Source organism: Xanthobacter sp. DMC12 (assembly GCF_056314105.1).
The window spans coordinates 19016-33009 of the sequence record NZ_JBQUYZ010000005.1 but is presented as its reverse complement, the minus strand read 5'-3'; the positions used below and the strand labels follow the sequence as shown (position 1 = coordinate 33009).

11 protein-coding genes and 1 tRNA gene are annotated in these 13994 nt (G+C 64.2%); 9 read left to right on the top strand and 3 right to left on the bottom strand.

Going from position 1 to position 13994, the window contains the following annotated elements; genetic code table 11:
- Positions 1 to 10: 10 nt before the first annotated feature.
- From ACT535_RS18005 to pap, 4 genes are all read left to right on the top strand, one after another.
- Positions 11 to 502, top strand: coding sequence for an RT0821/Lpp0805 family surface protein (locus tag ACT535_RS18005; RefSeq protein WP_476365489.1), 492 nt, complete (start codon positions 11 to 13; stop codon positions 500 to 502).
- 145 nt (positions 503 to 647) lie between these two features.
- Positions 648 to 1598 (top strand): J domain-containing protein, encoded by a 951-nt coding sequence (locus tag ACT535_RS18000; RefSeq protein ID WP_168457640.1) that lies wholly within the window; start codon positions 648 to 650, stop codon positions 1596 to 1598.
- Between the two features lie 121 nt (positions 1599 to 1719).
- On the top strand, positions 1720 to 2172 hold the full coding sequence (locus tag ACT535_RS17995; protein ID WP_029555753.1) for a MaoC family dehydratase: 453 nt from the start codon (positions 1720 to 1722) through the stop codon (positions 2170 to 2172).
- A 43-nt stretch (positions 2173 to 2215) separates the two neighbouring features.
- Complete coding sequence (pap, locus tag ACT535_RS17990) at positions 2216 to 3703, top strand: polyphosphate:AMP phosphotransferase (RefSeq protein WP_476365488.1); 1488 nt, start codon at positions 2216 to 2218, stop codon at positions 3701 to 3703.
- Positions 3704 to 3813: 110 nt separating this feature from the next.
- On the opposite strand, the gene ACT535_RS17985 is transcribed toward pap, so the two are convergent.
- Both ACT535_RS17985 and ACT535_RS17980 read right to left on the bottom strand, forming a co-directional pair.
- On the bottom strand, positions 3814 to 4818 hold the full coding sequence (locus tag ACT535_RS17985) for an MBL fold metallo-hydrolase (RefSeq protein WP_476365487.1): 1005 nt from the start codon (positions 4816 to 4818) through the stop codon (positions 3814 to 3816).
- A gap of 36 nt (positions 4819 to 4854) precedes the next feature.
- Complete coding sequence (locus ACT535_RS17980; protein ID WP_476365486.1) at positions 4855 to 5229, bottom strand: winged helix-turn-helix transcriptional regulator; 375 nt, start codon at positions 5227 to 5229, stop codon at positions 4855 to 4857.
- Positions 5230 to 5407: 178 nt separating this feature from the next.
- On the opposite strand from ACT535_RS17980, the gene ACT535_RS17975 reads away from it, so the two are divergent.
- The 5 genes from ACT535_RS17975 (at position 5408) to ACT535_RS17955 (ending at position 13315) form a co-directional block, all read left to right on the top strand.
- On the top strand, positions 5408 to 6424 hold the full coding sequence (locus ACT535_RS17975) for a zinc-binding alcohol dehydrogenase family protein (RefSeq protein ID WP_476365485.1): 1017 nt from the start codon (positions 5408 to 5410) through the stop codon (positions 6422 to 6424).
- 183 nt (positions 6425 to 6607) lie between these two features.
- Positions 6608 to 8050: a tyrosine-type recombinase/integrase gene (locus ACT535_RS17970; protein WP_476365484.1), complete on the top strand. Its 1443-nt coding sequence runs from the start codon at positions 6608 to 6610 to the stop codon at positions 8048 to 8050.
- A 279-nt stretch (positions 8051 to 8329) separates the two neighbouring features.
- Positions 8330 to 10972: an AAA family ATPase gene (locus ACT535_RS17965; RefSeq protein WP_476365483.1), complete on the top strand. Its 2643-nt coding sequence runs from the start codon at positions 8330 to 8332 to the stop codon at positions 10970 to 10972.
- A gap of 408 nt (positions 10973 to 11380) precedes the next feature.
- Positions 11381 to 11959 (top strand): recombinase family protein, encoded by a 579-nt coding sequence (locus ACT535_RS17960; RefSeq protein WP_476365482.1) that lies wholly within the window; start codon positions 11381 to 11383, stop codon positions 11957 to 11959.
- 219 nt (positions 11960 to 12178) lie between these two features.
- The gene (locus ACT535_RS17955; protein ID WP_476365481.1) at positions 12179 to 13315 is read left to right on the top strand and encodes an AAA family ATPase; all 1137 of its coding nucleotides are present in this window, start codon (positions 12179 to 12181) and stop codon (positions 13313 to 13315) included.
- A gap of 351 nt (positions 13316 to 13666) precedes the next feature.
- Here the strand turns inward: ACT535_RS17955 and ACT535_RS17950 are convergent.
- Positions 13667 to 13741, bottom strand: a tRNA-Gln gene (locus ACT535_RS17950).
- Positions 13742 to 13994 lie beyond the last annotated feature (253 nt).

Genomic DNA, 13994 nt, shown 5'->3' with positions numbered 1-13994 from the left:
GGAGCCCCTCGTGCCTGATCGTTCGCGCGCCTCTCTGGGCGGCTTCATGGTTCTATATAGAAGCGTCGTGCGCCGGCGCGAAGGGCTCGGTGCCGTCGCGGGCACGTGTCTTCTGGCCGCGTCTCTGGCCGGTTGCGCCAGTTCGCCCTTTCACGACGACGATTCGCTCGTCACCGGCTCGATCAAGGCGACGCCGGCGTCCCTGCCGGTGCCGGAAGGCCCGGCGCCCAAGGGAATCACCGCCGGCGACTGGACGCAGGCCAAGCTCGCCCTCGACCAGGCGCTTGCCGCCCGAGACGGCGATGTGTCGGTGCCGTGGGACAATCCGGAGACCGGCGCCCGAGGCACGGCGACTCCGGTCGGCCCGACCCAGGCCGGCTGCCGCGCCTTCATGATCTCGCTGGTGGACGGCAAGTCCGCCGATCGCTGGGTGCAGGGCGAGGCGTGCAAGAGCCGCAGCGGCACCGTGCTCAACCAGGTCCGCCTGCTCGGACGAGCCTGAGCCGCATTCCGGTGCAAGGCACGCAAAAGCGGCATGGCGCACAAAAGCGCAGGCCGTTTGAGCGGTGCCGTTGCATTTTTTGCACCGCGAACCACATGTTCCGTGCGGCTGGCCGCCTGAGTGCCGGCCGCAGAGGTGACTATTCATGCGTGATCCCTACGACGTCCTCGGTGTTTCCAAGACCGCCGACGAGGCAGAGATCAAGCGCGCCTATCGCAAGCTCGCGAAGAAGCTCCACCCGGATGCCAATGCGTCCGATCCCAAGGCCCAGGACCGCTTCGCCGAGCTGAACACGGCGCACGAGATTCTCTCCGACAAGGAGAAGCGGGGCCAGTTCGACCGCGGCGAGATCGACGCGGAGGGCAAGCCGCGCGCGCCGGAATTTTCCGGCTTCGGCGGCGGTGGGCCCCGGCGCGGGCCGGGCGGCTTTTCCGGCTTCGACGGCGACACGATTTTCGAAAGTTTCTCCTTCGGTCCCGAGGGGGCGCGGCGCACGTCTCGTGGTGGGGGCGGCGGGTTCGAGGATATCGGCGACATCTTCGGCTTCGGTCGCCAGCGGCGATCGGCGGGCGGCGGCTTCGCGCCCCAGCCGGGTGCCGACATGGAGATCACGCTCCCCGTCTCCTTCGAGGAGGCGACGCAGGGGGCGTCGAAGCGTGTCGGCCTGCCCAACGGCAAGCAGATCGACATCAAGATCGCGCCCGGCACCCGCGAGGGGCATCGCATGCGCCTCAAGGGGCAGGGAGAGCCGAGCCCAATGGGCGGGCCGGCGGGCGATGCCTATGTGACCATCTCCTATGCCACGCATCCGGTGTTCGAGCGCGATGGCGACGACCTGCGGCAGGCGATCGACGTGCCGCTCGCCGATGCGGTGCTCGGGGCCAAGGTGCGGGTGCCGACGCTGACCGGCGCGGTGGAACTCGCCATTCCGGCCTGGACCTCCGGCGGGCGTACGTTCCGCCTGCGTGGCAAGGGGCTGCCCAACGCCACCGGCGGTCACGGCGACCTCTTGGCGCGGGTGAATGTGGTGCTGCCGGCGGACAAGAACGCGGAGCTGGAAGAGCTGATGCGCAAGCTCAAGGGGGAGGCGGCCTGACGCCGCCTCTGCCCTGATCCGCCGCCCCTGCGACGTTCCGGCTTACCATTTCGGCCGACTTTCCAGCCGTGCGGCTGGCTTCTAGAGTGCGCGCCCCGACAAGCATAACGGAAGCGCGCCCATGTTCCTCGAATTGCAGAACCTCTTTTTTGAAGACCTGACGGTCGGGCGCATCGAGCGCATGTCGAAGACGGTCTCCTCCTCCGACATCGTTGGCTTCGCCGAACTCACCGGCGATCGCAATCCCATCCATCTGTCCCAGCATTTCGCCGCGCGCACGCCCTTCGGCGGCCGTATCGCCCATGGCCTCTACACGGCGAGCCTGATCTCCGCCGTGCTCGGCACGCGCCTTCCGGGTCCGGGCGCGGTCTACATCTCCCAGACGCTGAACTTCCGGGCTCCCGTGCGCATCGACGACACGGTGGAGGTGGAGGTGCGCGTGGTGGAGTTGATCCCCGAGCGCTTCCGCGCCCGCCTCTCCTGCATCTGCACGGTGAAGGGCGAGGTGGTGCTGGATGGCGAGGCGTGGGTGAAGGTGCCGTCCGCCGCCACCCAGAAAGTTGCATCCGCCTGACGGCTCGTACAGGCTGCCGCCCCCCGGCAGGAGGAGAGGCGGCATGTTCGAATCCGCGACGTTCGCGCACCATCTCGACAAGGCCGCCTTCAAGGCGATGGAGCCCAGCCTGCGCGAGGATTTGCTCACCGCGCAGTTCCAGCTGATCGAGCAGAAGCGCCGCAGCCTCATCGTCCTGATCCATGGCCCGGACGGCGCCGGCAAGGGCGCGGTGCTGAACCGCCTCTACGGCTGGCTCGACGTGCGCAAGCTGCAGACGCTCACCTTCGACATGCCTTGCGCGCCGGAAGATCGTCCGGCCATGTGGAAATACTGGCGCGAGCTGCCGCCCTTCGGCCAGATCGGCATCATGCTCGGCTCCTGGTACCACGCGCCCCTGTGCAAGCGGGCGCTGGACGAGATGAAGCGCGGCGACTTCATGGCGGCGCTGGAGGAGATCCAGCGCTTCGAGGGCATGCTCCATGCCGAGGGCGTGAGCCTGCTCAAGATCTGGCTCTATCTGGACGAGGAGGAGGCGCGCACCCGCCTCAAGGGCGTCACCAAGGGCGACTGGCAGCGCCCCGTGGTGCGGGAGTGGGCGGAGCTGAAAGGCTCCGGCCCGCGCAAGCGGCTGCTCGCCATCTCCGAGGATGCCGCCCGCGCCACCTCCACCGAGACATCGCCCTGGCACGTGGTGCCGGCCGCCGACGAGGAGTATCGCGACGCCATGGCCGGCAGCCTGCTGCTGGAGAAGCTCAGGTCCATGGTCTCCGAGCCCGAGCCGGCGCCCCAGCCGCTCGCACCCAACCCGACACGGCTGCCGTCGGCACTGCCGACCTTCTCCATCCTTTCCACCCTCGACCTCTCGAAATCCCTCAACGAAGACGATTACGACCGCCAGCTCGCGCAGGAGCAGAGCCGCATCACCCGCCTCACCAATTCCCCGCGCTTCGCCGATGCGGGGCTGGTGGTGGCGTTCGAGGGTTCGGATGCGGCGGGCAAGAGTTCAACCATCATGCGGCTGCGGCGGGCGCTCGATCCGCGGCGCTTCCGCGTGCATCCGATCGCGGCGCCCACCGACGAGGAGCGGGCGCGGCCCTATCTCTGGCGCTTCTGGCGGCACATCCCGGCCCACGGGCGCACCGTGATCTTCGACCGGTCGTGGTACGGCCGCGTGCTGGTGGAGCGGGTGGAGGGTCTGTGCGGTCCCGACGACTGGGGCCGGGCCTATGGCGAGATCAACGATTTCGAGGCCCAGCTCTCGGCCGCCAACTATGTGGTGGTGAAGTTCTGGCTGGCCATCAGCCAGGAGGAGCAGGCCCGTCGCTTCGAGGAGCGCGAGACGGTCGCCTACAAGCGCTTCAAGCTGACCCCGGAAGACTGGCGCAACCGGGAGAAATGGCCCCTCTACGAGGCGGCGGTGACCGAAATGGTGGATCGCACCTCCACCCGCTTCGCCCCCTGGACCCTCGTGGAGTCGGAGGACAAGCGCTACGGCCGGGTGAAGGTGCTGAAGACCGTCGCCGACCGGCTGGAAGAAGCCATCGGCTAGAGCGCGATCCGATCAAATTGAATCAATTTGATCGGTGAATCGCCCTCTAACTTGAAGAGAGAGAACGCGTTGTCCGATCAGCTTGCGATACAAGCTGATCGGCGCGTGCTCTAGGCCGGCGCTTCCCACACCTGCCCCGGATGAAGCGGCAGGAAACGGTGTCGCGCGATGCCGGCGGCGTCGAGCGCCTCGCCGAGTGCCCGCTTCGGCGCATCCTGCCCCTCGTCGGTGAGGCGGAACGTGCCCCAATGGATGCCGAGGCCCTGGGTGGCGCCGGTGTCCTCCAGGATGCGCACGGCCTCCTCGGGATTGGTGTGCTGCGGGGCCATGAACCAGCGCGGCTCATAGGCGCCGATGGGGATCAGCGCCACACGCGGCGCGCCGAAGTCGCGGGCGACCGCCCGGAAGATGGCGCCGGTGCCGTATCCCGTATCGCCGGCGAAATAGATCAGCCCCTCCGACGTCGCCAGCACGAAGCCCGCCCACAAGGCAAACCGCCGGTCCCTTATGCCGCGCGCTGACCAGTGGTTGGCGGGATGCAGGATCGCCTCCACGCCCGCGCCGAGATCGAAGCGCGCACCCCAGTCGCCGGTGGTGATGTCGAGGGCCTTGAGCTGCGGGCGCAGGATCTTGTCATTGCCGAGCGGCGTCAGCACCCGCGGACGATGTGCGCGCTGAAGGCGACGGAGCGTCGCAAGGTCCATGTGGTCGTAATGGTTGTGGCTGAGCAGAACCCAGTCGATCGGCGGCAGGTCCGCGAAGGCGATGCCGGGCGGATTGTGCCGCTTCGGCCCGAGAAACCGGAGCGGACCGGCCCGCTCCGACCAGACCGGATCGGTGAGGATGTTCAGCCCCGCCACCTGGATCAGCACGCTGGCGTGCCCAACCATGGTGATGCGGATGCCGGCCGCCACGCGCGCCGGCGGCGTCTCTTCCCGTGCGGGGAGCGGCGGCGCGGCCGGCCAGCCGATGGGTGCGGGCTCCTGTCCCTGCTTTGCGCGGCGCCAGGCGAGCAGGTCCTTCAGGCTCTTGTCGGTGGAGGGATGATCGGGATTGAAGAAGCGCGTGCCGTCGAAATGATCGGAGGCAGGGCCATGATGATACGGACGGGGCATGGCCCGACACTAGCTGAAATTGCCGATGCTCGCGCGCTATTCGGCGGCCATGGCGTGCTCGGCGTGGGGGAACGGGCAGGCCGCGCCCTGGAGGTGGCCGCGCCCGAAATCGGCCAGCGCTTCCACCGCGTTCCGCAAGGCCGCGCCCTTCTGCGTGAGGCGGTAGCCGACTTGCGGCGGGACGGTGGGATAGACCCGGCGCAACACCAGCCCGTCCGCCTCCAGCTCGCGCAGCGCCTTTGAGAGGATGCGCTGGGTGACCTTGGGCATGCGCCGGCGCAGCTCGGAAAAGCGCTGCTCTCCCTCCATGAGGTGATGGAGTGTCGCGCCCTTCCACTTGGCGCCGATCAGCGCCAGCGCCGCTTCGACGGGGCATCCCGTGCCCGGATAAGTCACATGGCGCCGTGCCAATGCTCTGTCCTCCACCCGCTGTCGCGGCGGGGAAGTATGGCGGACGCCGCGCACGCGCGCCACTCGGCGTATCAATCCTGATACCACCCCACGCGATTGTGCCGTCTTGCGCAGGGCGCGGGACGATCGAGATTAGGCAGCGACGGCGCGCTCCGCGCCTGCTTCGAGAGAGATCGTCATGAAGGCCATCGGTTACGTCGCCTCCCGCCCCGCCGACAGCGCGGACGCCCTGTTCGCCTTCGAGGCGCCGGACCCCGTGCCGGGTCCGCGCGACCTGCTGGTGCGGGTGAAGGCCATTTCGGTCAATCCGGTGGACACCAAGGTGCGCATGCGCCGCCAGGGCACCGCCGAGGCGCCAGTGATCCTCGGCTGGGATGCGGCCGGCGTGGTCGAGGCGGTGGGCACCGACGCCGGGGCGTTCTGCGTCGGGGATGAGGTCTATTATGCCGGCGCCATCACCCGGCCGGGCACCAATGCCGAGCTTCATCTGGTGGATGCCCGCATCGCGGCGCGCAAGCCCAGGACGCTGTCCTTCGCAGAGGCCGCGGCCCTGCCGCTCACGGCGCTTACGGCCTATGAGAGCCTGTTCGACCGCCTCCGCCTGCCGCGTGGCATCGCCGACGACAAGACGGTGCTGCTGATCGTCGGGGCGGCGGGCGGCGTCGGCTCCATGGCGGTGCAACTGGCGCATCGGCTCGCCTCCGCCACCATTGTCGGCACCGCCTCCCGGCCGGAGAGCATCGCCTGGGTGAAGGAACTGGGCGCCGACCATGTGATCGACCATACCAAGCCCCTCGCGGGTGAATTGAAGGCGCTCGGCCTTGGCGGCGCGCATCGCATCTTCAGCATCACCGGCACGCACCAGCATTGGCCGCAGCTGGTCGAGGCGCTGGTGCCGCAGGGCGCCATCTGCGTCATCGACGATCCCGCCGCGCTCGACGCCACCCTGCTGAAGCCCAAGAGCGGCGCACTGGCGTGGGAATCCATGTTCACCCGCTCCATGTTCGAGACCCCGGATATGGACGCCCAGCACCGCATCCTGTCTGAAGTCGCGGGACTGGTGGACGAAGGTCTCCTGCGCACCACCCTCGGCGCCCATTTCGGGCCCATCACCCCGGACAACCTCCGGCGCGCTCACCTCGCGCTGGAGAGCGGGCGGTCCATCGGCAAGATCGTGCTGGAAGGCTGGGAGTAGGGGATAGCCCCGGGGGGCATGGCGTGGCTGGGGCGCCTGGATCCCCAGCCGTCGCGCTCCCTTGTCGTTTCAGATCAATGATATCAGTTGGTTATGACCCGCCGATGTACTAGAACGATGTACTAGAACGAAGGGCTGTGGTGGTACGAAATGGCGCCAAGGGCGGGTTGGCTGAAGCGTAGGGTGAACGTCTGGTGGTTTCAGATCGCGGTCCCCGTGGCGGTGCAGCCCGCTGTCGGGAAGAAGATGGTTACCGAGAACCTGAAGACGGCCGACAGGCGTCTGGCTCAGCATCTGGCGCTTGAGAGGGCGGCTCATTGGAAGCGGCAGTTCGACCTGCTCCGGGCGTCGGAGGTGGAGACACAGCCTCCCCATGTCGTCTTCGAGGAGGTGGTCCAGCGCATCAACTGGCTGAAGCAGAAATTCCGCGATCCCGACGATCTGGACGAACAGCTCGACCTCCTATGGGATGGCTATGCCGATCCCGAGGCGCGCCGTCTCGGTGTGGGCGAACTGAGCGAGACCGATCCGGACGAGGTCCATCCCGAGGTGGCGGCTGCGCTGGAAGCGATCAAGGCTGCACGGGCAGGCAAGGTGGACACGCCTGACGAATTCCAAGCGCCGTTCTCGGCCCTGTCCGCCCGCTACATCGCCGACATACAGCGGGACTCGTCAAACCGACGCACCCTGCAAACCATCTCCCAGATGGAAGCCGTCTTTCGCCTGTTTCGGTACCACATAGACGACAAGCCCCTCGCCACCGTGAAGGGCAAGGTGGTCGCGGCCTTCTTCGACAAGGTGAAGCGACTCGACCCGAACTGGGGCCGGTCGCCGGATACGAAAGGGCGCACCCTCGATCAGTTGCTCGCCTTTTACGCGAAGGCCGGTGGCAAGGTGCTCAGCAGCCGGACCCTGAACCGCTACGTCTCTTCGTTGAACGGGTTGTGGGAGTGGGCGGACAGCAGGGGGGAGGTGTCGGGCAGGAACCCCTTCTCCGGCCACTGGACCAAGGTGAAAACGCGGAGAAACGCCCACGCCCCGTGGACAGACGAGGCGCTGAGGGTGGTGCTGAGCTTGCAGTCGAACCCTGGGAGCGAGGGGAAGCCAGACCCTCTGTATTGGCTCCCCCGCATCGCCCTGCTGTCAGGAATGCGCCTGAACGAGATTTGCTCGCTGGAATGGGCGGACGTGCAAACGGCGGAGGGCGTGACCTATTTCGACATTCCCGAGGGCAAGACGGAAAGCAGCGTTCGTGTCGTGCCAGTCCATAGCGCGTTGGCCCGCTTCCTCGACCTGTGCCCCCGGTCCGGCTTTCTGTTCCCCAACTTGGTGCCGGGCGGCCCCGATAAAAAGCGCGGTTGGAACATCGGCAAGAAGTTCGGGCGGGTCACGCTCGCTGCGGTCAAGGCCGGTTCACTGACGCCCGAGCAGCGCTCTACCTTCCACGGCTTCCGCAAGAACGTCGCCCAGGCATTCGAACGCCACCGCATCGCCGAGACGGAGGCGGCCCAGATCATCGGTCACAAGAAGCCCGGCATGACCTATGGGGTGTATTCGCCGAACGGGCTCAGGATCGAGCAGAAGCAGGGGTTGGTGGAGTTGCTGGGGTTGCCGGGGGTGGGTTGAACCGTCTCCTCAACCACAGGTGTTGTTTCAAACGGCGCAGCCAGCGGACCTGCGTTCTCACGCAATCATCGCTGTCGTTCGAGCGGCCACGAGACGAGCTTGGCTGATGTTCAGTGCCTGACCATTAGGTGCTCAACTCCCGATGGCGAAAGCCTCCTAATAAACTCTACACGCGACCGCGAACACCCGGTAAGCTGGGACGTGGCGGTCGAGATGGGTCGTGTCTAAGCGACTGATCCCCATCGCAGAACCGACTACCTTTCTCTGTTGGGGGACGAAATGGCTGGGGAGCCGATCGACGACATCGTAGAGTGGTCGAAGAAGCTTTCGTCTTGGAAGCAGGACGCTCTGAGACGTTTGGCAATCAGTAACGAACTTACCGAAGCCGACATCAGCGAACTGCTTGCTCAGGTTAAAGCCGCTGCCGGATTTCAGCTCCCAGCCGAGCCTCCCAAGCCCGTCCCGTTCACCAAGTCTCATTTTGGGGGTGGGTCACATGAACCCATCATTCTCAAGGCGATTGTCAACGTCAAAAACGTGAATCGGTTGGTATCCCAAGCGTCTCTAGGGTTCTGTCCAAAAGCACTAACCATTGTTTATGGCCGGAATGGAAGCGGTAAGAGCGGATTCGTTCGTATATTGCGGACAGCTTGTAGAACACGCGTCGAGAATCCGAGTAAATTAAAGGTTCTCGCGGACGTCTATGGAGGAACTACTGGCCCGCAGTCGGCTGACATCGTAATCGACGCAGGCAAGGGCGACACAGCTATCCCATGGACGCCCGGTACGATCGCGTCGCCGCAGCTCATGCAAGTTTCAGTCTTCGACACGGCATCCGCCCAGCTCTACGTTGATGGTGGAAACCAGATCCGGTTTCTTCCATTCGGCCTAGCCCTACCTCACCGCCTCAATGCCGTTTGCATCCGTTTGAAAGACATATTGGATGCTGAACGCGCGACGGCAGTCGGCAACAAGATCAGCCTCACGGAGATCGCATTCGCGCCTCAACGAGAAACGGCAGCGCAGCATTTCAATAAGGCTTTGAGCGGGTCGACGACCGATGCCCAGATCGAAGCGGCGACCGTGTTCGGCGTGGCAGACAAAGAGCGCCTCGACCACATTTCTACTTCCTTGTCTGCAGGTGTTGCGGCTGCGGCCGATGTCAATGTACTCTGCAAATGGATTGATTCCCTTGCTCTTGAATGCGAGAGCGTAACCTCGACGCTATCCGACGTCGCGTTAGAGCATCTCTTGATGCTTCGTGCTGCTTCGGTCGCAGCGCGCCAAGCAGCTACGATTGCTGCTGGAGAATTGTTCACGGACGAACCGCTGGCAGGTGTCGGCAGCGAGACGTGGCGGACGCTCTGGGCTGCTGCGCGCGACTACTCCATTGCGGAAGCCTACCCCGACCAGGTGTTTCCGGTGTTGGAGGCGGACGATGGTGCAGCTGCATGCGTGTTGTGCCAGCAGCCACTTCTGCCGGATGGCACCAGCCGCATGAAGCGTTTTCAGAGGTTCATGGACGACACGCTCGACGCGGCAGCGAGAACAGCAGAGCGGGCGGTGGCCGATGCATCTGCTGGGGTTTGCAAACTTGCACTCCTAGGGGCCGACGATTTCTCTGACCGACTCCAACAGGTGCGAAAGCGTGACGAGAACTTGGCTGACGCGCTCTTGGCTCTTCAAGTCTCTGCTGCGAGGCGGAGAGCAGCAGCGTTGGCGCGGTTGAGCGGCGATGGGATCGATCCGGTTCCCGCAATCATTGTGCCGAGCGCGGAGCTGAAGGCTTTCGCCCTCAAGCTGAAGGCAGAGAGGGATGGACTTGAGCAGGTGGGTCATTCCGAGGAGAGAGCCAGGCTGTCTGCGGAAAAGGCGGAGCTCGAAGACCGCAAGACGCTCGCCGCAAACAAATCGAAGCTTTTTACTCGTCGTGATTTGATCGTGACTGACGCAGCTTATTTGAAAGCGCTATCTGACGTTCAAACTACAGGTATCACGAGGCAGGCCAACGAGCTGTTAGATAAACATCTGACGACTGCGGTCGTCACGCGCTTTGATGTCGAGCGAGCTCACTTTGATATTATGCACCTCAATGTAGGCTTGGCACGCAAGAGCGGTCAGACCAAGGCGGAATTCGAGATCGATCCTAAGACGAAACTGACGAAAGTGACGTCAGAGATCCTGAGCGAGGGTGAACAGCGAGCCTTAGCTCTCGCCGGATTCTTAACCGAAGTCGCTCTGACCGAGGGTTCGGGACCAATCGTAATCGACGATCCTGTTTCCTCCCTCGACCGCGAACGAAGCGCCAAAGTGGCCGAACGGATCGCCGAGGAGGCGAAGAAGCGACAGGTCATCGTGTTCACCCACGACATCATCTTCTTCAATGAACTTTGCCGGACAGCCGACGCCGCTGGCATCGAGCCGGTCACTGTTGCCTTGTTCAGTGACAAAGCGGCTGCCGGCAAAATCGATGCCGCCGGGATGGTGTGGAAGGGGTTGACCGTCGCCAAGCGCATCGCGCGGATAAGGAACGATGCCGCGCCTTTGGCGAAGCTTCAGGCGACGAGCCCAGCCGATTATGAGTACGCCGTCAAAAACCTCTATGGGCGATTGCGGGACACCTACGAACGAGTCGTTGAGGAAGTGATATTCAAGGACGTCGTGCGGCGTGGAACCGACGTGATACAGACTCAGCTGTTACGCTATGTTCGTCTTTCGGATCCCCTTGCCATCCGCTTCCATGAGGGAATGACCCGCGCGAACACATATAGTCACGATAATCCGGCGGCTGATACCGTCGCTGTGCCTGCACCACACGAGTTCGCAGCACATATCTCCGAGCTAGAGTTGCTGATTTCCGACCTCAGGTCGGAGAGTGAAGCTGCAGAGGCTGCTCGTCCTCAGATGAAGCCGAAGAAATGAGAGGGGCTTTCGCCGTGTTGTTGCCGGGCATAATGATTTGCGCCGTAGGGCAGTAAGTCTTGCTAACAGGGGCTGGTGGCATTGAATGCCTGCGATGTTTCTACTGACTAGCGTGTTCGATTGAGGTTAAGATTGAAAATCTCATTCGGTTTTGCGGACGGATAGTCTTTCGCAGCAGATCCACCATGTCCCCCTTGGCCTCCCCCAATGCTAGCCAGATTATTAGGGCAGGAAACCTGCGGTACCGCGCAGCATGGCAAAGGCCGTGCTCCGTCCATTAGACCCTGCCCATGCGGACGCGTCCGGTGACGGTCGCGATTGCGTCCGATAGAGTGGGGTTGACATTTTGGACGGTTCTGACTCTCATCTCTAGACCTTTTAGACACTTGGGGTCGGGAGACAGGGCACATGGGGATGTTGGTCGGTTACGCGCGGACCTCCACCACCGAACAGGAGGCCGGGCTTGAGGCCCAGCGACGCGACCTCGATGCGGCGGGTTGCGGCAAGGTGTTTGCCGAGCATGTGTCTTCAGTCGGGGACCGGGAGAGGCTGAAGCAGGCGCTGGAGTTCGTGCGCGAGGGTGACACCCTCGTCATCACCAAGATCGACAGGCTTGCGCGCTCCACCATCCACCTGTGGGAGATCGTCCGCGACCTCGACGCGAAGGGGGTGGGTCTGCGGGTGCTGAACCTCGGTGGCGAGGTGGTGGACACCAAGAGCGCGACGGGGCGCCTGATCCTCACCATCTTTGCGGGCTTCGCGCAGTTCGAGCGTGAGATGATGCTGGAGCGGCAGAGGGAAGGCATCGCCAAGGCGAAGGCCGAGGGGAAGTATCTCGGTCGCAAGCCCACCGCGCGGGCGAAGTCGGAAGAGGTGCTGCGGCTCCACCGCGAAGGGAAGACGCCCACGGAGATCGCTGCGGCTGTCGGGATCGGCCGGGGGAGTGTCTACCGGATTGTTCAGGGACAGGGCGCCGCCATGGGTTGAGCGACGGCATGGGCGGGCTGCGCGGGCGGACGGGTTTTTTGCCTCCTACTGCCAGACGTGCGCATCGCGTGTGCTGCTGGCTGGGCACAATCGGAGATTTTGTCGACCCTACTGCCCAGCATCGCGCGCGATCGCTCGCGGCCCCCGTCAACCCAAACGGCGCACGTAGCGGATTTGCCAGCACATGGGCAGCCCGACACCGTGCGCAGGTGAACCCCCATGCTCGATAACCAAACTGCTCCAATCCCCATCAACGTCTCTTGCACTGCTCTCGTACCTTGGTGTCTGCCGTCCCCGCCGCCACCCTTGCACTTGGGAAAGATTGCCGGTCTGGAGGCAATCACGGCGGGCGCCCTTCTGCTCAAGTCGTTCCCGCCGCGTCGGTTCGTCGTCGACCCTTGGCTTCGGGAAGGAGAGACGGCCCTGATCTGGGCAGCTTCCGGTGTTGGGAAGACCATGTTGAGCCTGAGCATGGCGATGGCCATGGCGACGGGCGGCAGCGTCGGCGGATGGAGTGCCGAGAAGCCGAGCAAGGTGGTCTATATCGATGGGGAGATGCACCTTCAGGATGTCCGCGACCGAGTCGACATGCTGAAGACCACCGGCGCCGTGACGCTTGGTGCGCCGGACCTCTTGGACACCAACCTCGTCTTCTTCAGCCGTCAAGCCCAACTACGCGATGCGGTCTTCTTCGACCTCACAACCGAGGAGGGCCGCAACAGCATCCTTCGTGCTTGCGATACGCTTGGCGCCGAGGTGCTGATCCTCGACAACTTCACCACGCTCAGCGAGCAGTTGGAGGATGAGAACGCTGCGCACGCGTTCAAGAAAATCCAGCGGTTCCTGTTGCAGACGAAGCAGGCGGGGCTCACCACAATCCTCATCCACCACGCGCGGAAGGATGGGAACGCTCTGCGTGGTAGCGCCTCCATCGAAGTCACCTTCGAGGTCGTGCTGGAGTTGCGGAAGCCGAAGATCGAGCGGATGGGCGCTGCCTGCTTCTCCCCGCACTTCGGGAAGTTCAGGCAGAAGAAGGGTGAGCAGCTGCTTCCTCGTCTGTGGTCGCTGACGGAGGCCGGATGGGAGATCGACGAAGAGGTCGATCTGGATGCCGACAACGCGGCCCTGCACTGCGTGAGGTCGCTGCGGTTCGTCAGTCAGTCGGAGGTCGCCGTGCATCTCGGATTGGCGAAGGGCACCGTGAGCAAGCATCTCGCCACCGCCGTGGAGCGGAAGCTCATCAGCCGCGAGGATCTGAAGGACTGCTTTGCCAAGGCGCGGCGTCTCAGGGAGGAGGGCGTCGGGGACGATCTGGATACGATCGAGGAGGAGCAGGCCAGCACCGACGACTATTGAGGGGCCATTGGGGTGCTGAGGGAGAGCGTAGCTCCCTTCAGCAGGGGAATTTGGGGGGCGCGCCTCCGTTTCCCTGTTTCCTCGTCTAGGTGAAACGAAACTCGAAACCGGGGCGTGGACCCCTCGCGTGGCGCGTTTGCGCTGGGCGGGGCGATCCGCGCCCCTGTTTTTTGGTCCGATTGATAGTCGCGCGCACGATGGCTCCGACTCAATGGCAGACGCGCGTGTGCTCAGAGACGCAAGGCGCCCCACCTATTGCCCGTAAACCTGCGTGAATTGTACTAGAATGATGTACTAGAACGAGGGGCGCAGCCCTTTATAAGTCATTGAGATATAAAAGAAACTGGAAAGTGGCTGGGGCGCCTGGATTCGAACCAGGGAATGGGGGAATCAAAATCCCCTGCCTTACCACTTGGCTACGCCCCAACGCGGCGGCGGACCATATAGGCGTGGGGCGCGCATGTCCACGGATCGGCGTGTGAATGCCGGCCACGGGCGACGGGTCGGATCGCAGGATGGATCCGCCCGGCGCACGGGTCCGCCGAAAGCTGTGCGGAGCGCCTAAATTCCGTTGCGTCATCAATCGTTTGCGCCGCGATTTCGCCGTGGTCGCGTGGCGTGCTGACCATGCGTCCGGAACCGGACCGTGTGCCGCGCCGCTTCGCGCGGCCCCTTTGGA

Excerpts from the sequence above, each read along its gene's own strand:
- ACT535_RS17960 (WP_476365482.1), top strand. The coding sequence starts at position 11,381 with ATGGGGATGTTGGTCGGTTACGCGCGGACCTCCACCACCGAACAGGAG.
- ACT535_RS17965 (WP_476365483.1), top strand. The coding sequence starts at position 8,330 with ATGGCTGGGGAGCCGATCGACGACATCGTAGAGTGGTCGAAGAAGCTT.
- ACT535_RS18000 (WP_168457640.1), top strand. The coding sequence starts at position 648 with ATGCGTGATCCCTACGACGTCCTCGGTGTTTCCAAGACCGCCGACGAG.
- ACT535_RS17955 (WP_476365481.1), top strand. The coding sequence starts at position 12,179 with ATGCTCGATAACCAAACTGCTCCAATCCCCATCAACGTCTCTTGCACT.
- ACT535_RS17985 (WP_476365487.1), bottom strand. The coding sequence starts at position 4,818 with ATGCCCCGTCCGTATCATCATGGCCCTGCCTCCGATCATTTCGACGGC.
- pap (WP_476365488.1), top strand. The coding sequence starts at position 2,216 with ATGTTCGAATCCGCGACGTTCGCGCACCATCTCGACAAGGCCGCCTTC.
- ACT535_RS17975 (WP_476365485.1), top strand. The coding sequence starts at position 5,408 with ATGAAGGCCATCGGTTACGTCGCCTCCCGCCCCGCCGACAGCGCGGAC.
- ACT535_RS17995 (WP_029555753.1), top strand. The coding sequence starts at position 1,720 with ATGTTCCTCGAATTGCAGAACCTCTTTTTTGAAGACCTGACGGTCGGG.